The 16,325-nt window shown below is 65.2% G+C and carries 11 protein-coding genes; 4 read left to right on the top strand and 7 right to left on the bottom strand.

Annotated features, from left to right (window positions below):
• Positions 1 to 243 precede the first annotated feature (243 nt).
• From DM872_RS14465 to DM872_RS14455, 3 genes are read right to left on the bottom strand one after another with little or no spacing between them, the layout of a single operon-like run.
• Positions 244 to 1,677 (bottom strand): AdeC/AdeK/OprM family multidrug efflux complex outer membrane factor, encoded by a 1,434-nt coding sequence (locus DM872_RS14465; protein ID WP_179060145.1) that lies wholly within the window; start codon positions 1,675 to 1,677, stop codon positions 244 to 246.
• Positions 1,674 to 4,808 carry an efflux RND transporter permease subunit gene (locus tag DM872_RS14460; RefSeq protein WP_179060144.1) on the bottom strand — a complete coding sequence of 1,045 codons (3,135 nt, stop codon included), beginning with the start codon at positions 4,806 to 4,808 and terminating at the stop codon, positions 1,674 to 1,676. The genes DM872_RS14465 and DM872_RS14460 overlap by 4 nt, the downstream gene beginning before the upstream one ends.
• An 11-nt stretch (positions 4,809 to 4,819) precedes the next feature.
• Complete coding sequence (locus DM872_RS14455; protein WP_179060143.1) at positions 4,820 to 5,962, bottom strand: efflux RND transporter periplasmic adaptor subunit; 1,143 nt, start codon at positions 5,960 to 5,962, stop codon at positions 4,820 to 4,822.
• A 204-nt stretch (positions 5,963 to 6,166) separates the two neighbouring features.
• Here DM872_RS14455 and DM872_RS14450 point away from each other — a divergent pair, with 204 nt between their 5' ends.
• The 4 genes from DM872_RS14450 to DM872_RS14435 all read left to right on the top strand — a co-directional run bounded on the left by DM872_RS14450 (position 6,167) and on the right by DM872_RS14435 (position 11,614).
• Complete coding sequence (locus DM872_RS14450) at positions 6,167 to 6,808, top strand: TetR family transcriptional regulator (RefSeq protein WP_179060142.1); 642 nt, start codon at positions 6,167 to 6,169, stop codon at positions 6,806 to 6,808.
• A 332-nt stretch (positions 6,809 to 7,140) separates the two neighbouring features.
• The gene (locus DM872_RS14445) at positions 7,141 to 8,877 is read left to right on the top strand and encodes a type I secretion system permease/ATPase (protein ID WP_179060141.1); all 1,737 of its coding nucleotides are present in this window, start codon (positions 7,141 to 7,143) and stop codon (positions 8,875 to 8,877) included.
• Positions 8,878 to 8,943: 66 nt separating this feature from the next.
• Positions 8,944 to 10,227 carry an HlyD family type I secretion periplasmic adaptor subunit gene (locus tag DM872_RS14440; RefSeq protein ID WP_373273720.1) on the top strand — a complete coding sequence of 428 codons (1,284 nt, stop codon included), beginning with the start codon at positions 8,944 to 8,946 and terminating at the stop codon, positions 10,225 to 10,227.
• A 1-nt stretch (position 10,228) separates the two neighbouring features.
• The gene (locus DM872_RS14435; RefSeq protein ID WP_179060139.1) at positions 10,229 to 11,614 is read left to right on the top strand and encodes a TolC family outer membrane protein; all 1,386 of its coding nucleotides are present in this window, start codon (positions 10,229 to 10,231) and stop codon (positions 11,612 to 11,614) included.
• A gap of 171 nt (positions 11,615 to 11,785) precedes the next feature.
• On the opposite strand, the gene metR is transcribed toward DM872_RS14435, so the two are convergent.
• The 4 genes from metR to DM872_RS14415 form a co-directional block, all read right to left on the bottom strand.
• Complete coding sequence (gene metR, locus DM872_RS14430) at positions 11,786 to 12,703, bottom strand: transcriptional regulator MetR (protein WP_077526912.1); 918 nt, start codon at positions 12,701 to 12,703, stop codon at positions 11,786 to 11,788.
• Between the two features lie 210 nt (positions 12,704 to 12,913).
• A complete protein-coding gene (lipA, locus tag DM872_RS14425; protein WP_179060138.1) occupies positions 12,914 to 13,888 on the bottom strand; it encodes a lipoyl synthase in 975 nt (324 codons plus the stop codon).
• A 103-nt stretch (positions 13,889 to 13,991) separates the two neighbouring features.
• Positions 13,992 to 15,110 carry a glycine cleavage system aminomethyltransferase GcvT gene (gene gcvT, locus DM872_RS14420; protein ID WP_179060137.1) on the bottom strand — a complete coding sequence of 373 codons (1,119 nt, stop codon included), beginning with the start codon at positions 15,108 to 15,110 and terminating at the stop codon, positions 13,992 to 13,994.
• A gap of 87 nt (positions 15,111 to 15,197) precedes the next feature.
• Positions 15,198 to 16,325, bottom strand: a 1,128-nt coding sequence (locus DM872_RS14415) for an L-serine ammonia-lyase (protein ID WP_179059268.1), incomplete at its 5' end; no start/stop codon positions are given.

Below are 16,325 nucleotides of genomic sequence, written 5' to 3'. Positions count from 1 at the left end.
TTGCAAGGCCTTGATTGGCATGGGTATTTCCGAGGTTCATGCCCGTTTTTGGCCCTCGTGCCGGAGAGCCGGGCATCCCTTTGTGGGGGCGATTTCAATCGCTATGCAGGACGCAGTCCTGCCAATCGTGAAATGGGATGTGGCACCGCGCGCAAACCTGGAGTCCCAAAAAAATACGCCCCCGCCAAGAAGGGCAGGGGCGCCGCGTGGATTCCTCGTCCGTGAGGATTGGGGAGTCGCGGATCAAGCGTTCGGGGAATGTTCCCCTTGTTCTTTCCAGCCGCCGCCAAGGGCCTTGTACAGGTTCACTTCGCTGGCCAACTGGTTGAGGCGGTCGCCGATCAGTTGCTGGCGGGCGCTGAACAGCTGGCGCTGGGCGTCCAGCAGGGTCAGGTAGCTGTCGACACCGGTGCGGTAGCGGCGCTCGGCGAGGCGGTAGTACTCCTCGGTGGTCTTCACCAGTGCGCGCTGGGAATCCAGTTGGTGCTGGTAGGTCGTACGCGCGGCGAGGCCGTCGGCGACTTCCTGGAAGGCGACCTGGATGGCCTTCTCGTACTGCGCGACCTGGATGTCCTTCTGCAGCTCGGTGTAGTCGAGGTTCGCCTTCAGGCGGCCGGCGGTGAAGATCGGCAGGCTGATGCTCGGCTGGAACAGCCAACTGCCCGAGCCGGCATCGAACAGGCCGGACAACTCGTTGCTCATGGTGCCGGCGTTCGCGGTCAGGCTGACGCTGGGGAAGAAGGCCGCACGCGCCGCGCCGATATTGGCGTTGGCCGACTTCAGCAGGTGCTCGGCCTGGACCACGTCCGGGCGGCGTTGCAGCAGCTCGGAGGGCAAGCCCGGCGGTACTTCGGCCAGCAGGTCGGCGTCCAGCGCCAGGCCCCTGGGCAGGTCCGCCGGAATGCCGGTGCCCACCAACTGGGTCAGGGCGTTGCGGTCCTGGGCCACGAGACGGGTGTACTGCGCCAGGCTGACCTGGGCGCTTTCCACGGCGGTGCGCGCCTGGCTCAGGGCCAGGGCATCGGCGACGCCCACGTCGAAGCTGCGTTTGGTGAGGGCGTAGCTTTCCTGATAGGTCTTGAGGGTGTCGCGGGTCAGCTGCAGCAGGGCCTGGTCGGCCTGCCAGTCCAGATAGGCGGTGGCCACCGAGGCCACCAGGCTGATCTGGGTGCTGCGGCGCGCCTGTTCGGTGGCGAAGTACTGTTCCAGGGCCTGCTCGTTGAGGCTGCGCAGGCGGCCGAAGAAGTCCAGTTCCCAGGCGTTGGTGCCGAGGGTGGCGCTGTAGCTGCTGCTGGTGTCGGCCTGGCCGCTCTGGCTCATGATGCCGGGAGTGCGCTGGCGGGTGGCGCCGCCGTCGGCCGAGATGCTGGGGAACAACTCGGAGCGCTGGATGCGATAGAGCGCGCGATAGGCCTCGACGTTCAGCGCGGCGGTGCGCAGGTCGCGGTTGTTGTCCAGGGCGAGCTGCACCAGTTGGCGCAGCGCCGGGTCCTGGAAGAACGCGTTCCAGTCGAGGTCGGCGGCGGCGGTACTCACCTGGGCCGCACCGTCGCTGTACGCCTCCCCCTGGGGCCAGTCGGCCTCCACCGGCGCTTCCGGGCGCTGGTAGTCGGGGATCATGGAGCAGCCACCGAGCAGGGTCGCGGCGATGGTCAGGGACATCAGGGAACGCCTCACTGCAGGGCCTCCTTCTTGATCGCAGCCTTGCTCGCCTTGTCCTTGAACAGCGAGCAGACCAGCACGTAGAACAGCGGCACCCAGAAGATGGCCAGGACGGTCGCGGTGAGCATGCCGCCGATCACGCCGGTACCAATGGCGTGCTGGCTGCCGGAGCCGGCGCCGTTGGAGATGGCCAGGGGCACCACGCCGAGGATGAACGCCAGCGAGGTCATGATGATCGGGCGCAGGCGCATGCGGCAGGCTTCCACGGCGGCTTCGAACAGGCTCTTGCCCTGCTCGTGCAGCTCCTTGGCGAACTCGACGATGAGGATCGCGTTCTTCGCCGAGAGGCCGATGGTGGTGAGCAGGCCGACCTGGAAGAACACGTCGTTGGACAGGCCGCGCAGGCTGGTGAACATCAGCGCGCCGATCACACCCAGCGGCACCACCAGCATCACCGAGAACGGAATCGACCAGCTCTCGTACAGCGCCGCCAGGCAGAGGAACACCACCAGCAGCGACAGCGCGTAGAGGGCCGGGGCCTGGGAACCGGACAGGCGTTCCTCGTAGGAGAGGCCGGTCCAGGAGTAGCCGACGCCCGCCGGCAACTGCTTGGCGATCTCTTCCACGGCGGCCATGGCTTCACCCGAGCTGTGGCCCGGTGCCGCCTCGCCGAGGATTTCCACCGCCGGCACGCCGTTGTAGCGGGCCAGCTTGGGCGCGCCGTAGGTCCATTCGCCGCTGGCAAAGGCGCTGAACGGCACCATCTGGCCCTTGTCGTTGCGCACGTACCACTTGTTGAGGTCTTCCGGGTTCATCCGCGCTTCGGGTTCGCCTTGCAGGTAGACCTTCTTCACCCGGCCACGGTCGATGAAGTCGTTGACGTAGCTGGCGCCCCAGGCGATGGACACGGTGTTGTTGATGTCGGACAGGGAAATGCCGTGGGCACGCGCCTTCTCGTCGTCGATCTGCAGCTGGTACTGGGGCTCGTCGCGCAGGCCGTTGGCACGCACGCGGTTGAGCACCGGGTCTTTCGCCGCCAGTTCGAGGAACTGGTCACGGGCGGCGTTGAGCGCCTCGTGGCCGACACCGGCGCGGTCCTGCAGGAACAGGTTGAAACCGGTGGCGTTGCCCAGCTCCATCACCGCCGGTGGGGCGAAGGCGAAGACCATCGCATCGCGGAAGCTGAAGAAGTGCTTCTGCGCACGCTGAGCCAGGTCGAACACGCTCTGGCCTTCCGCAGTGCGCTCTTCCCACGGCTTGAGCATGATGAAGGCCATGCCCGAGCTCTGGCCGCGACCGGCAAAGTTGAAGCCGGTGACGGTGAACACGGACTTCACGGTGTCCTTCTCCTGGTCCAGCAGGTATTCGCGCATCTGGTCCACGACCACCTGGGTACGCTCGGCGCTGGCGCCGGACGGGGTCTGCACCTGGGCGAAGAGCACGCCCTGGTCTTCCTCGGGGAGGAAGGCGGTGGGGATGCGGGTGAACAGCCAGCCCATGGCGACCAGGATCACCACGTAGAGCATCAGGTAGGGCGCCTTGCGCTTGAGCACGCCGCGCACGCCGCGCTCGTAGCTCTGCACGCTGCGGTCGAAGCTGCGGTTGAACCAGCCGAAGAAGCCGCGCTTCTCGTGGTGGCCCTTGGCGATGGGCTTGAGCAGGGTGGCACACAGGGCCGGGGTGAAGATCAGCGCCACCAGTACCGACAGGGCCATGGCCGAGACGATGGTGATGGAGAACTGCTTGTAGATCACGCCCGTGGAGCCACCGAAGAAGGCCATCGGCAGGAACACCGCCGAGAGCACAAGGGCGATACCCACCAGCGCGCCCTGGATCTGGCCCATGGATTTGCGCGTGGCTTCCAGCGGCGAGAGGCCTTCCTCGGCCATCACCCGCTCGACGTTTTCTACGACGACTATGGCGTCGTCCACCAGCAGGCCGATGGCGAGCACCATGGCGAACATGGTCAGGGTGTTGATGGTGAAGCCGAACATCGCCAGCACGCCGAAGGTGCCGAGCAGCACAACCGGCACCGCAAGGGTCGGGATGATGGTGGCGCGGAAGTTCTGCAGGAACAGGAACATCACCAGGAACACCAGGACGATGGCTTCGCCCAGGGTGTGGATCACGCCTTCGATGGAGGCGGAAACCACCGGGGTGGTGTCATAGGGGAAGACCACCTTCATCCCGGCGGGCATGAAGGGTTCCAGTTGCTTGACGGTCTCGCGGATCGCCTTGGCGGTGTCCAGGGCGTTGGCGCCAGTGGCGAGTTTGATCGCCATGCCGGAAGCCGGCTTGCCGTTGAACTGCGCGCTGATGCTGTAGTTCTCGCCGCCCAGCTCGATCTTCGCCACGTCACGCAGGCGTACCTGGGAGCCGTCGCGATTCACTTTCAGGAGGATTTCGCCGAACTGCTCCGGCGTCTGCAGGCGCGTCTTGCCGATGATGGTGGCGTTGAGCTGGGTGCCGGGGGAGGCGGGCAGGCCGCCGAGCTGGCCGGAGGAAATCTGTACGTTTTGCGACTGGATGGCGGTCTTCACGTCCACCGGGGTCAGCTGGTAGTTGTTCAGCCGCGCCGGGTCCAGCCAGATACGCATGGCGTATTGGGCGCCGAACACCTGGAAGTCACCCACGCCCTTGGTCCGTGAGATCGGGTCCTGGATGTTGGAGACGATGTAGTTGGCCAGGTCGTTCTTGTCCATGCTGCCGTCTTCGGAGACGACGCCGATGACCAGCAGGAAGTTCTTCACTGCCTTGGTCACGCGGATGCCTTGCTGCTGCACTTCCTGCGGCAGCAGCGGGGTGGCCAACTGGAGCTTGTTCTGCACCTGCACCTGGGCGATGTCAGGGTTGGTGCCCTGCTCGAAGGTGGCGGTGATGGTCATGCTGCCGTCGGAGTTGCTCTCCGAGGAGATGTAGCGCAGGCCGTCGATGCCATTGAGCTGTTGCTCGATGATCTGCACCACGGTGTCCTGCACCGTCTGCGCCGAGGCACCGGGGTAGCTGACCTGGATGCCCACTGCCGGTGCGGCGATGCTGGGGTACTGGTTGATCGGCAACTTGAGGATCGACAGGCCGCCGGCGAGCATGATCACCAGCGCGATCACCCAGGCGAAGATTGGGCGATCGATGAAGAATCTCGACATCTAAGGGCTCCTCAGTGGCTCTTGGCCAGGTTGTCGCCCGCAGGTTGCTGGGCTGCCACGTTGGTTGCCGGCGCAGCATTCACTTCGACGCCCGGACGCACGAACTGCAGGCCTTCGGTAATCAGGCGGTCGCCGGGGTTGAGGCCTTCGATCACCAGCCAGCGGTCGCCGACGGTGCGCTCGGCCTTCAGGTGACGCAGCTCGACCTTGTTCTCGGCATTCACCACCATGGCGGTGGCCTGGCCCTTGAGGTCGCGGGTCACGCCTTGCTGCGGTGCGAGGATGGCTTCCTGCTTCACCGCCGAGCCCAGTCGGGCGTGGACAAACATGCCCGGCAGCAGGGTGTGCTCCGGGTTGGGGAAGACCGCGCGCACGGTCACCGAGCCGGTGCCTTCGTCTACCGAGACTTCGGAGAACTCCAGGCTGCCCTTGTGCGGGTACTCGCTGCCGTCTTCGAGCAACAGGGAAACCCTGGCGCCGCTCGCACCGGCTTTTTCCAGTTGGCCTTCGGCCATTTCCCGACGCAGGCGCAGCAGGTCCTTGGTGGATTGGGTCACGTCGACGTAGATCGGGTCGAGCTGCTGGATAGTGGCCATGGCCAGGGTCTGGCCATTGTTCACCAGCGCGCCTTCGGTGACCGCCGAGCGGCCGACACGTCCGGAAATGGGGGCCAGCACCTTGGTGTAGCGCAGGTCGATCTTGGCCTTCTCCAGCGCGGCCTCGGCCTGCAGGCGGGCGGCCTGGGACTCGTCATAGGCCTGCTTGCTCACAGCCTGGTCGCTGACCAGGTCCTTGTAGCGGTCCGCCAGGGACTGCGCCGAGGCCAGGCTGGCCTGGGCGCTCTTGAAGGTGGCGGTGTAGACGGACGGGTCGATCTGATAGAGCTGCTGGCCGGCCTTGACCTCGCTGCCTTCGGTGAACAGGCGCTTCTGGATGATGCCGTCGACCTGAGGACGTACTTCGGCGATGCGATAGGCGCTGGTGCGGCCGGGGAGCTCGGTGGTCAGGGTGAAGCTCTGGGGTTGCAGGGTCACGACGCCGACCTTGGGCGTCTGGGCGGGCGGGGGAGCCGAGGCTTCCTGGCAGCCGGTGAGGACGAGCGTGGCCAGTGCGATGGCGGAAACCAAGGCGGCAAAGGCTGGCTTCATGGGCATCTGAAGGGACCTCTATTTTCTGGGGTACAGCTTCCTGAAGGGAAGGCTGGGCGCAGGGCAGGTTCTGGATTCTTGCGAAGGTGTACGAATATACTTACATGCGTGAATGTTTGTAAATCGAATCTTCCGAAGCCGCTGTCAGAATTTGTTTCCTCGGCGGGATGATTTTTCCTTTGATAGCAACCAGATAGGTAAAAGTGGCGAATGGCCAGACGCACCAAAGAGGAAGCCGAAGAGACCCGCGTGCAGATACTCGATGCTACCGAGCGGGTATTTCACGAGAAGGGTGTTTCCCGCGCCTCTCTGGCTGAAATCGCGGCGGCTGCCGGCGTGAGTCGAGGCGCCATCTACTGGCACTTCGAGAACAAGAGCGACCTGTTCCAGGCGATGCTCGAACGCATCCACATGCCGCTGGAACAGCTCGCGCGTGCCAGCGAGAGCGAAGATGAGCCCGACCCGCTGGGGCGCATGCACCAGTTGCTGGTGCGCCTGCTCAAGCGGGTGGAACTGGACCCGCAGAGCCGGCGCATCCACGAGATCCTCCGGTTCAAGGTGGAATACACCGAGGAACTGGGCGACCTGCGCCAGCAGATCCAGGACCTGAGCGCCGAATGCGATGAGCGCATCGCCAAGGCACTGCGCAATGCAGTAAGCCGTGGCCAGTTGCCCCGAGACCTGGACTGTCGTCGCGCCGCCGTCAGCGTGCATGCCTATATGGAAGGCATCCAGACCAACTGGCTGCTGGTGCCCAATGGCTATTCCCTGGCGGACGAGGCGGAAAGCCTGGTTGACAGCCTGATGGACATGCTGACATTCAGCCCGGCGCTGCGGGTCAGAAGCGCCTGAAATCCCGCCTTTAATCCCCAGTGTCATTTATCCGGCGCCAGTTCTGTCTTGCTGGCGCGGTCGGCATTTTCCCCAAAAGTGGGTAAACCGCTCTAGCACGGTGCTTACAGCCTTGATGAGAAACGCTCTCGCGCAAAAGGCCCATGTCGTCGGTCGGGGTTAACCCCGCAGCCGTCCGGCAGACGGGGTTGGAGGCTGGCGGGGGGCCGGAGTCTTGGCTAAGGATGTGGGTAGGCTTCTGTGGGGGCAGCGCCGTTTCGCTCCAGGGGCTTGAATTATAAGAAGGCGGTCGGACACGGCCGAACCCACCACTCCGTCAATGGAGCGCCGAGATGAAGAATTTCTCGCAGCCCCGTACAGAACTGTCCGAAGCCCTGAGTCGCCTGCGCCACACCTTTTATGTGGTCGGGGGATTCAGCGGCGTCATCAACCTGATGATGCTGGCACCGGCGCTCTACATGCTGCAGGTCTACGATCGCGTGCTGGCAAGCAGCAACATCACCACCCTGGTGATGCTGACGGTGCTGATGCTCGGGCTCTACGTGCTCATGTCATTGCTGGAGGTGGTGCGTTCGACTGTACTCATCCGCCTTGGCAACCGCCTGGACATGAGCCTGAACAAGCGCATCTTCAACGCTTCCTTCGAGCGCAACCTGCGCCGAGCCGGCGGCAACCCGGCCCAGGCGCTCCAGGACCTGTCCCAGGTTCGCCAGTTCCTCACCGGCAATGGCCTGTTCGCGTTCTTCGACGCGCCGTGGACCCCCATCTACCTGCTGGTGATCTTCCTGGTGCACCCGCTACTGGGCATCGTCACCCTGATCGGCTCGGCCATTCTCTTCGGCCTGGCGCTGCTCACTGAAGTGGTGACCCGGGGCCCGCTGATGGAAGCCAACCAGGCTTCGATGGCGTCAGGCACCTTCGCCAACAACAACCTGCGCAATACCGAAGTGATCGAGGCGATGGGCATGCTGCCGGCCATCCGCGAACGCTGGTACAGCAGTCACCAGCGCATCCTCGAGAAACAGACCCAGGCTTCAGACCGTGCGGCCTACATCAATGGCGCCAGCCGTTTCGTGCGGATCACCCTGCAGTCGCTGATCCTCGGTGCCGGCGCGCTGCTGGCCATCAAGGGTGAGATCACTGCCGGGATGATGATCGCCAGTTCGGTGCTCAGCGGTCGCGCCATGGCACCGGTTGAACAGGCCATCGGCGTGTGGAAGCAGCTGCTGACCGCCCGCGCTTCTTGGGAACGCCTGACCAAGCTGCTGGCTGACTTCCCCGCCCGCAAGGACGCCATGGCGCTGCCCAAGCCCCAGGGCGCACTGTCGGTGGAGAACGCCATGACCGCAGCGCCCGGTGGGACGGCCACTATCCTGCGTGGGGTCAATTTCGCCCTGGCGCCCGGCGAAGCACTCGGCATCATCGGCCCATCCGCCGCCGGCAAATCCACCCTGGCCCGCTTGCTGGTGGGGGTCTGGCCGGCGCAAGGGGGCACGGTACGCCTGGACGGCGCCGACATCTTCCAGTGGAACAAGGCGGAACTCGGTCCCTGGCTCGGCTATCTGCCCCAGGACGTGGAGCTGTTCGAAGGCACCATCGCCGACAACATCGCCCGCTTCGGCGAGGTGAACAGCGAGGAAGTGATCCTGGCGGCCAAGCGCGCTGGCGTGCACGAGATGATCCTGCGCTTCGACAAAGGCTACGACACGCCCCTTGGCCTCGACGGCAGCCCACTCTCCGGCGGACAGAAGCAGCGCATCGCCCTGGCCCGGGCCATCTATGGCGATCCCTCGATGATCGTGCTCGACGAGCCCAACGCCAACCTCGACGACGTGGGCGAAGCGGCGCTGGTGGAGGCCATCCTCGACCTGAAGAAGCGGGGTAAGACGCTGATCCTGATCTCCCACCGCCCCAGCGTGCTCGGCACGATAGACAAGGTCCTGCTGCTGAGAGACGGCGGCATGCAGATGTTCGGTCCTCGTGACGAGGTCTTCTCAGCATTGCGCCAGGCTAGCGTCATGCCCTCCGTGGGCACGCCCAACCTCGCGTCCGTGCGGGCAAAGGAGTAATCGATCATGCAAGCGGCAAGCGAAAGCAAGGCCCTGGTACGGGTCGAAGAACCGACACAGGTGGACATGGATGACTCCCGGCCGGCCCGTTGGGGCGTCTGGATGGTGCTGGCAGGATTCGGCGGCTTCCTGGTCTGGGCCGTGATGGCCCCGCTGGATGCCGGCGTGGTGGCCAACGCCACGGTCAACGTCACCAATGCGCGCAAGACCGTGCAGCACCTCACCGGTGGCGAGGTGGACGCCATTCTCGTGCGCGAAGGCGACAAGGTCCGCGCCGGCCAGGAGCTGGTACGCCTGGACCCGACCCAGGCCATCGCCGAGCAGGGCGCCCTCAGCTCCCAGTACATCGTCGCCAAGACCGTGGAAGACCGTCTGGTTGCCGAGCGCGATGGCGCCGACACCGTGACCTTCGCCCCGGAACTGCTGGAGCGCTTCAGCGGCGATCCGCGCCTGATGGAATCCATCGCCTTGCAGCAGCGGTTGTTCCAGACCCGGCGCAAGGCGCTGCTGGGTGAAATCGGCATCCTCCACGAGAACCTCAACGGTGCCGAAGAACAGCTCAAGGGCCTGCGCCAGGTCCAGGCCACCCGCGCCAGCCAGTCGAGCCTGCTTGGCCAGGAACTGGAAGGCGTGCGCAGCCTGGCCGCCGAAGGCTACATCCCGCGCAATCGCATGCTCGAACTGGAGCGCAATGCCTCGGAACTGAATGGCTCCATGGCGCAGAACATCGCCGATATCGGCCGCACCCGTAACCAGATCGCCGAACTCAAGCTACGCATCCTCCAGCGCGAGCAGGATTTCCAGAAGGAAGTGGAATCCCAGCTGACCGATGTGCAGAAGGAAGCCACCTCCCTCGGCGAACGGCTGCGCTCGGTGGACTACCAGGTGGACAACACGGTGATCCGATCGCCCATCGACGGCATCGTCCTGGGCCTGACCATCACCACTGTCGGCGGTGTGATCCAGCCCGGCGCGCGGCTCATGGACGTGATACCGGACAGTGAGCCCCTGCAGGTGGACGCCCAGGTTCCGGTTCAGGCCATCGACAAGATGGTGCCTGGCCTGCCTGTGGACATCACCTTCCCGGCCTTCAACCACGCGCAGACGCCGAATATTCCGGGGCGGGTGCTGACAGTTGCCGCCGACCGGCTGGTGGACGAAGCCAGCAAACAGCCCTATTACTTGACCCAGGTGGAAGTGACCGAAGAAGGCATGAAGATGCTCGGGCCGAACAATATCCGCGCAGGCATGCCGGCCACCGTAACCATCAAGACCGGGGAACGCAGCCTGATGAGCTACCTGATGAAACCGCTGCTGGGCCGTGTCGGAAACGCATTCAAGGAGCAGTGACATGAGAGCCCGGATGGCCATAGCCGGTTTGTTCGGAGCCGTCGCCCTGCCTGCGGCGGCCATGGACCTCAGCGACGCCTGGGGCGTCTACCAGACCCAGGGACCGACCTACCTGGCGTCGGTCCACGAACGCCAGGCCGGCCAGGAATACAAGGAACTGGGCAAGGCCGGCCTGCTGCCGAACATCAGCAGTACCGCCTACTGGAAACGGGTGGACGGCACCAGCGAGCAGGACAACGTCCTGGGCAACTCGGTGGAGAATGACCTGGAGTACGACTCAAAGGGGGCGGTGGTGGAGTTGCGCCAACCGCTGTTCAACAAGCAGCGGATGGCCGAGTACCGCCAGGGCAAGCAACGCACCCTGTTCAGTGATGCGGTGTTCGATGTGAAGACCCAGGAATCGGCGGTCAGCCTGGCCAGCCGCTATTTCGCCGTGCTGCTGGCGCTGGAAACCATCGATCTGGCCAAGGTCAAGCTGAACAACCTGGAGAACCAGGTGAAGTCCGCCAAGCGCCGATTCGAACTGGGTGACGGCACTGTGATCGACGTCGACCAGGCCTCTGCCCGACGCGACCTGGCCCAGGCCGAGTTGATCGAGGCCGAGGACAACCTGCTGGTGGCGCGACGTCTGCTGCAGGAGCTGCTCGGCGTGCTGCCGGAAGAGATGTCCACCCTGCGTACCGAGTTTCCCACCCCGCCGCTGGAGCCGCCGACCCTGCAGGACTGGATCAGCGATGCGCGGGCCAACAACCCGACCATCATCGCCCGCAGCCGGAGCCTGGATATCGCGGACTTCGAGGTGGACCGGGCCAAGGCCGGGCACTGGCCGACCCTGGATTTCGTTGCCGCCTACAACGATACGGAGAGCGATTCGGTTTCGACCCAGAACCAGCACAACAAGTACGGTTCGGTCGGCGTGGAATTCCGCATGCCGATCTTCACCGGTGGCGCCACCAGCGCGCAGGTGCGCCAGGCCTCGGCCAACCGGGAGCTGGCCAATGACCAACTGAACTCCAGCCGCGAAGAGGTGCTGTCCGGCACCACCCGTGAATTCCGTGGGGTACAGAGCGGCGAGCAACGGGTTCGGGCCCTGGAGACCGCCGTGGTATCCAGCGAACGCGCCCAGGAGTCCGCGCGCAAGGGTTTCCAGGCAGGCACCAGTACCAACCTGGACATCCTCAATGCCGAGGAACAGGCTTTCATCGCCCGCCGCGACCTGCTCGAGGCCAAGCTGCGCTACCTGCTTTCGCGCTTGCGCCTGGCGGCTTCGGTGGGGTCGCTGGGGGAGGACGATATCCAGCAGGCCAACGAATATCTGGGGCCGTCGCTGCCAATGCATCCGAGCGTTGATCTAGAAGGTGAGGCACCGCCGATGGTGGATCGCTGAGGCTGCGGACCAACCTACGCGACGGCACTTGTAGGTTGGGTAGAGGAACGAAACCCAACGTTTCGCGGCCGATGCCGGGACCGTTGGGCCTCGCTCCGCTCGGACCAACCTACGGGGCGGCTGCGCCGCCCTTTGCGAATGAATTCGCCCCCACAGGGAACGGCGGCTCGTTCACCGCGCCGCACTGACCCCTTCCAGCGTTGCAAACGACGTGTCCTTCGCCGTCAGCAGGAAGTCGCGCATGAAGGGGGCGTCCAGCATGTCGGCGCGGATCGCCGCGAACAGCGTGCAATACAGGCCTTTCTCGCCCAGACGCTTGGCGGTCACGTAGCCGCGTGAGCTGTATTCGTGCAACGCCCAGTTGGGCAGGCAGCAGACGCCGCGGCCGCTGGCCACCAGTTGCATCATCATCACCGTGAGTTCGGATGTGCGCACCTGGGCGGGTTCCACGTCCGCCGGTTCCAGGAAGCGGGTGAAGATGTCCAGGCGATCGCGTTCCACCGGGTAGGTGATCAGGGTCAGGCTGGCCAGGTCCTCGGGGACGATGAATGGCTTGCTCGCCAGGGCATGCTGGTTATCCACAGCGAGCAGGGCTTCGTAGGTGAAGAGCGGCACATAGGTGATGCCGGCGAGATCCACCGGGTCGGCCGTCACCACCAGGTCCAGGTCGCCCCGCGCCAGAGCGGGCAGCGGAGCGAACGAGAAACCCGAAGCCAGGTCCAGCTCCACCTCCGGCCAGGCGTCGCGGAACTGGTCGATGGTGGGCATCAGCCACTGGAAGCAGCTGTGGCACTCGATGGCCATGTGCAGACGGCCGGCGGTGCCCCCGGCCAGACGCGCCAGGTCGCGCTCGGCGCTGCGCAGTTGCGGCAAGAGACTGTCGGCCAGTTGCAGCAGTCGCAATCCGGCGCTGGTGAAACGCACCGGTTTGGTCTTGCGCACGAACAGCTGCATGCCCAGGCGCTCTTCCAGTTCCTTGAACTGGTGGGAGAGGGCGGACTGGGTGAGGTGCAAGCGTTCCGCGGCTTCCACCAGGCTGTCGGCTTCGCGCAAGGCGTGCAGGGTCTTGAGATGGCGCAGCTCGAGCATGACAGCCTCCATGAGTAGAATTTGAGATAAACACGAAGTCGTTGAGTTTGTCTCAAGTTAAGGAGGCTGTCGATAACAGCCACGCTCATTTCGGCATCACATGTAGGAGCGAGCTTGCTCGCGAACAATCGGTGCTCGACCCTTCGCGAGCAAGCTCGCTCCTACGGGGCCGCTGCGCGGCCCTTGGCGAATGAATTCGCCCCTACGGGATCAGTTGATCTTCCGCCCGTGGACCTGCTGGTCCGCATGGTACGAGGAACGCACCAGCGGGCCGGATGCGACGTTGGTAAAGCCCATTTCGGCGCCCTTCTCGGCGAACCAGGCGAAGGTGTCGGGGTGGACGAAGCGCTGCACCGGCAAATGATTGCGTGACGGTTGCAGGTACTGGCCGAGGGTGAGCATGTCGATCTCGTGCTCGCGCATGCGCTGCATGACTTCGATCACTTCGTCGTCCGTCTCGCCCAGGCCCAGCATCAGGCCGGATTTGGTCGGCACTCCCGGCACCCGTTGCTTGAACTTCTGCAACAGGTCCAGCGACCACTCGAAATCCGAGCCCGGACGCGAGGAGCGATAGAGGCGCGGCACGGTTTCCAGGTTGTGGTTGAACACATCCGGCGGTTCGGTGGCGGTGATTTCCAGGGCGATGTCCATGCGCCCACGGTAGTCCGGCACCAGGGTTTCCAGCTGGACGCCGGGGGACAGCTTGCGGATCTCGCGCAGGCAATCGACGAAGTGCTGGGCACCGCCATCACGCAGGTCGTCGCGGTCCACCGACGTGATCACCACGTACTTGAGGCGCAGGTCGGCGATGGCGATGGCCAGGTTCTTCGGCTCGTCGGCATCCAGCGGCTTTGGCCGGCCGTGGCCGACGTCGCAGAAGGGGCAGCGACGGGTGCAGATGTCGCCCATGATCATGAAGGTGGCGGTGCCCCCGGCGAAGCACTCGCCCAGGTTCGGGCAGGAGGCTTCCTCGCAAACGCTGTGCAGCTTGTGCTTGCGCAGCAGTTGCTTGATTCGGGCCACCTCCGGCGAGGTGGCGATGGGGACGCGTATCCAGTCTGGTTTGCGCGGCACGTCCTCGGTGGGAATGATCTTCACGGGAATGCGCGCGACCTTCTCGGCGCCGCGCAGTTTTACGCCGGCCTGCAACGGTTGCGGACGCGGGGTGATCTGGGTTTCGGTCATGTTCTTGCTCCGAAGGCTCGGCGTTTTTTGTAGGAGCGAGCTTGCTCGCGAAGCTGTTCGCGAGCAGAGCTCGCTCCTACCCGTTCAAGGAAGGCAACAGTCCTCAGCCGCGGTAGTAGCGCTGCGGCACGAAGGGGGTCTTGGCGACTTTCATGGCGACGCGCTTGCCGCGCACCAGGGCCCAGACTTCGCTGTCCAGGGCGGCGTGGCTGGCGCTCACGTAGCCCATGGCCACCGGGGCACCCAGGCTGGGGCCGAAGCCGCCGCTGGTGACTTGGCCAATCACCGTGCCGTCGGCATCGACGATCTCCGCGCCTTCACGCACCGGCACGCGCTCCTGCGGCAGCAGGCCGACACGCTTGCTCGGCACGCCGTCGCGCTGCTGGGCGAACACCGCGCTGGCGCCGGGGAAGTTGCCGGCGCGCACGCCATCGGCGCGGCGGGCCTTGGAGATGGCCCAGAGGAGGCTCGCTTCGACAGGGGTAGTGGCGGGGCTCATGTCGTGGCCGTAGAGGCACAGGCCGGCTTCCAGGCGCAATGAATCGCGGGCGCCGAGGCCAATGGGCTGGACTTCCGGTTGGGCCAGCAGGGCACGGGCCAACGCTTCGGCATGCTCGACCGGAACGGAAATCTCGTAGCCGTCCTCGCCGGTGTAGCCGGAGCGGCTGACGTAGCACTCGACGCCTTCCAGGCGCACGCTGCCGAACTGCATGAAAGTCATCTTGCGCACTTCCGGCGCGAGGCGACCGAGCACCTCGGCTGCCGCTGGACCCTGCAGGGCCAGCAGGGCGCGAGAGTCGAACAGCGATTCGATTTCGCACTGCTCACCGATGTGCTTCCGCAGATGGGCGAGGTCCTGCTCCTTGCAGGCGGCATTGACCACCACGAACAGTTCGTCGTCGGCGAGGCGGGCGACCATCAGGTCGTCGAGGATGCCGCCGTTCTCGTCGGTGAACATCGCGTAGCGCTGCATGCCCACCGGCAGGTCGAGGATGTCCACCGGTACCAGGCTTTCCAGCGCTCGGGCGGCGTTCGCGCCGCGCAGGATGACCTGGCCCATGTGCGAGACATCGAACAGGCCGGCCTGCTCGCGGGTGTGCAGGTGTTCCTTGAGCACGCCGAGCGGGTACTGCACCGGCATGTCGTAGCCGGCGAAGGGCACCATGCGCGCACCGAGTTCGAGGTGCAGGGCGTGCAGCGGGGTTTTGGCGAGGTCGGTCATGTGAGGCTCCAAAGTGAAAGTCGGTGCGGGGGCAGGGCTTCCCTCACCCCCGGCCCCTCTCCCAGAGGGAGAGGGGAGAAAAAGGCTTCAGCATTCGATGATGTTCACGGCGAGGCCGCCGCGGGCGGTTTCCTTGTATTTGCTCTTCATGTCGGCACCGGTCTGGCGCATGGTGCGGATCACCTTGTCGAGCGAGATGAAGTGCTGGCCGTCACCGCGCAGGGCCATGCGTGCGGCGTTGATGGCCTTCACCGAGCCCATCGCGTTGCGCTCGATGCAGGGCACCTGGACCAGGCCGCCGACCGGGTCGCAGGTCAGCCCGAGGTTGTGCTCCATGCCGATCTCGGCGGCGTTCTCGACCTGCTGCGGGGTGCCGCCGAGAACTTCGCAGAGCGCGCCGGCGGCCATCGAGCAGGCCACGCCGACCTCGCCCTGGCAGCCGACTTCAGCGCCGGAGATCGAGGCGTTTTCCTTGTAGAGGATGCCGATGGCGGCGGCGGTGAGCAGGAAGCGCTCGACGCCGTCGTCATTGGCGCCGGGCACGAAGCGGCTGTAGTAGTGCAGCACCGCCGGGACGATGCCCGCCGCGCCGTTGGTGGGCGCGGTGACCACGCGGCCGCCGGTGGCGTTTTCCTCGTTCACCGCCAGGGCGTAGAGGTTGACCCAGTCGAGCACCGAGAGGCTGTCGCGCAGGCTGGCCTCCGGGTGTTCGCTGAGCTGGCGGTAGAGCGCGGCGGCGCGGCGCTTGACCTTGAGCCCGCCGGGCATGATGCCTTCCTTGCGGCAGCCGGTGGTGACGCAGTCCTGCATCACCTGCCAGATCTTCATCAGCCCGGCGCTGGTCTCTTCCGGGTTGCGCCAGGCCTTCTCGTTCTCGCGCATCAGGCCGCTGATGGACAGCCCACTGGCGCTGCAGTGGGCGAGCATGTCCTTGCCGGTCTTGAACGGGTAGGGCAGCGGCGTGCGGTCTTCGACGATGCGGTCCAGGCCGGCGGCTTCCTCGTCGACGACGAAGCCGCCGCCCACCGAGTAGTACTCGCGGGCGCGGATCTGGATGCCGGCGGCGTCGAAGGCGCGGAAGATCATGCCGTTGGGGTGGTAGGGGAGCGGTTTCCTGATCAGCGCCAGGTGCTCCTTCTCCACGAAATGAATCGACTTCTCGCCGCCGAGAAGCAGTTCGCCGCTCTGGCGGATGCGCGCCAGGCGCTCATCCAC

Origin of the sequence: Pseudomonas taiwanensis, from assembly GCF_013393345.1 — a bacterium.
Lineage (GTDB): Bacteria > Pseudomonadota > Gammaproteobacteria > Pseudomonadales > Pseudomonadaceae > Metapseudomonas > Metapseudomonas resinovorans_C.
Note: the sequence above shows the minus strand (reverse complement) of the source record. Positions and strands in the feature narration are given on the sequence as shown.

Bases quoted from the DNA above. Each gene is read 5' to 3' on its own strand.
- DM872_RS14460 (WP_179060144.1), bottom strand. From the start codon at position 4,808: ATGTCGAGATTCTTCATCGATCGCCCAATCTTCGCCTGGGTGATCGCG.
- DM872_RS14455 (WP_179060143.1), bottom strand. From the start codon at position 5,962: ATGCCCATGAAGCCAGCCTTTGCCGCCTTGGTTTCCGCCATCGCACTG.
- DM872_RS14450 (WP_179060142.1), top strand. From the start codon at position 6,167: ATGGCCAGACGCACCAAAGAGGAAGCCGAAGAGACCCGCGTGCAGATA.
- DM872_RS14445 (WP_179060141.1), top strand. From the start codon at position 7,141: ATGAAGAATTTCTCGCAGCCCCGTACAGAACTGTCCGAAGCCCTGAGT.
- DM872_RS14440 (WP_373273720.1), top strand. From the start codon at position 8,944: ATGGATGACTCCCGGCCGGCCCGTTGGGGCGTCTGGATGGTGCTGGCA.
- DM872_RS14435 (WP_179060139.1), top strand. From the start codon at position 10,229: ATGAGAGCCCGGATGGCCATAGCCGGTTTGTTCGGAGCCGTCGCCCTG.
- metR (WP_077526912.1), bottom strand. From the start codon at position 12,703: ATGCTCGAGCTGCGCCATCTCAAGACCCTGCACGCCTTGCGCGAAGCC.
- lipA (WP_179060138.1), bottom strand. From the start codon at position 13,888: ATGACCGAAACCCAGATCACCCCGCGTCCGCAACCGTTGCAGGCCGGC.
- gcvT (WP_179060137.1), bottom strand. From the start codon at position 15,110: ATGACCGACCTCGCCAAAACCCCGCTGCACGCCCTGCACCTCGAACTC.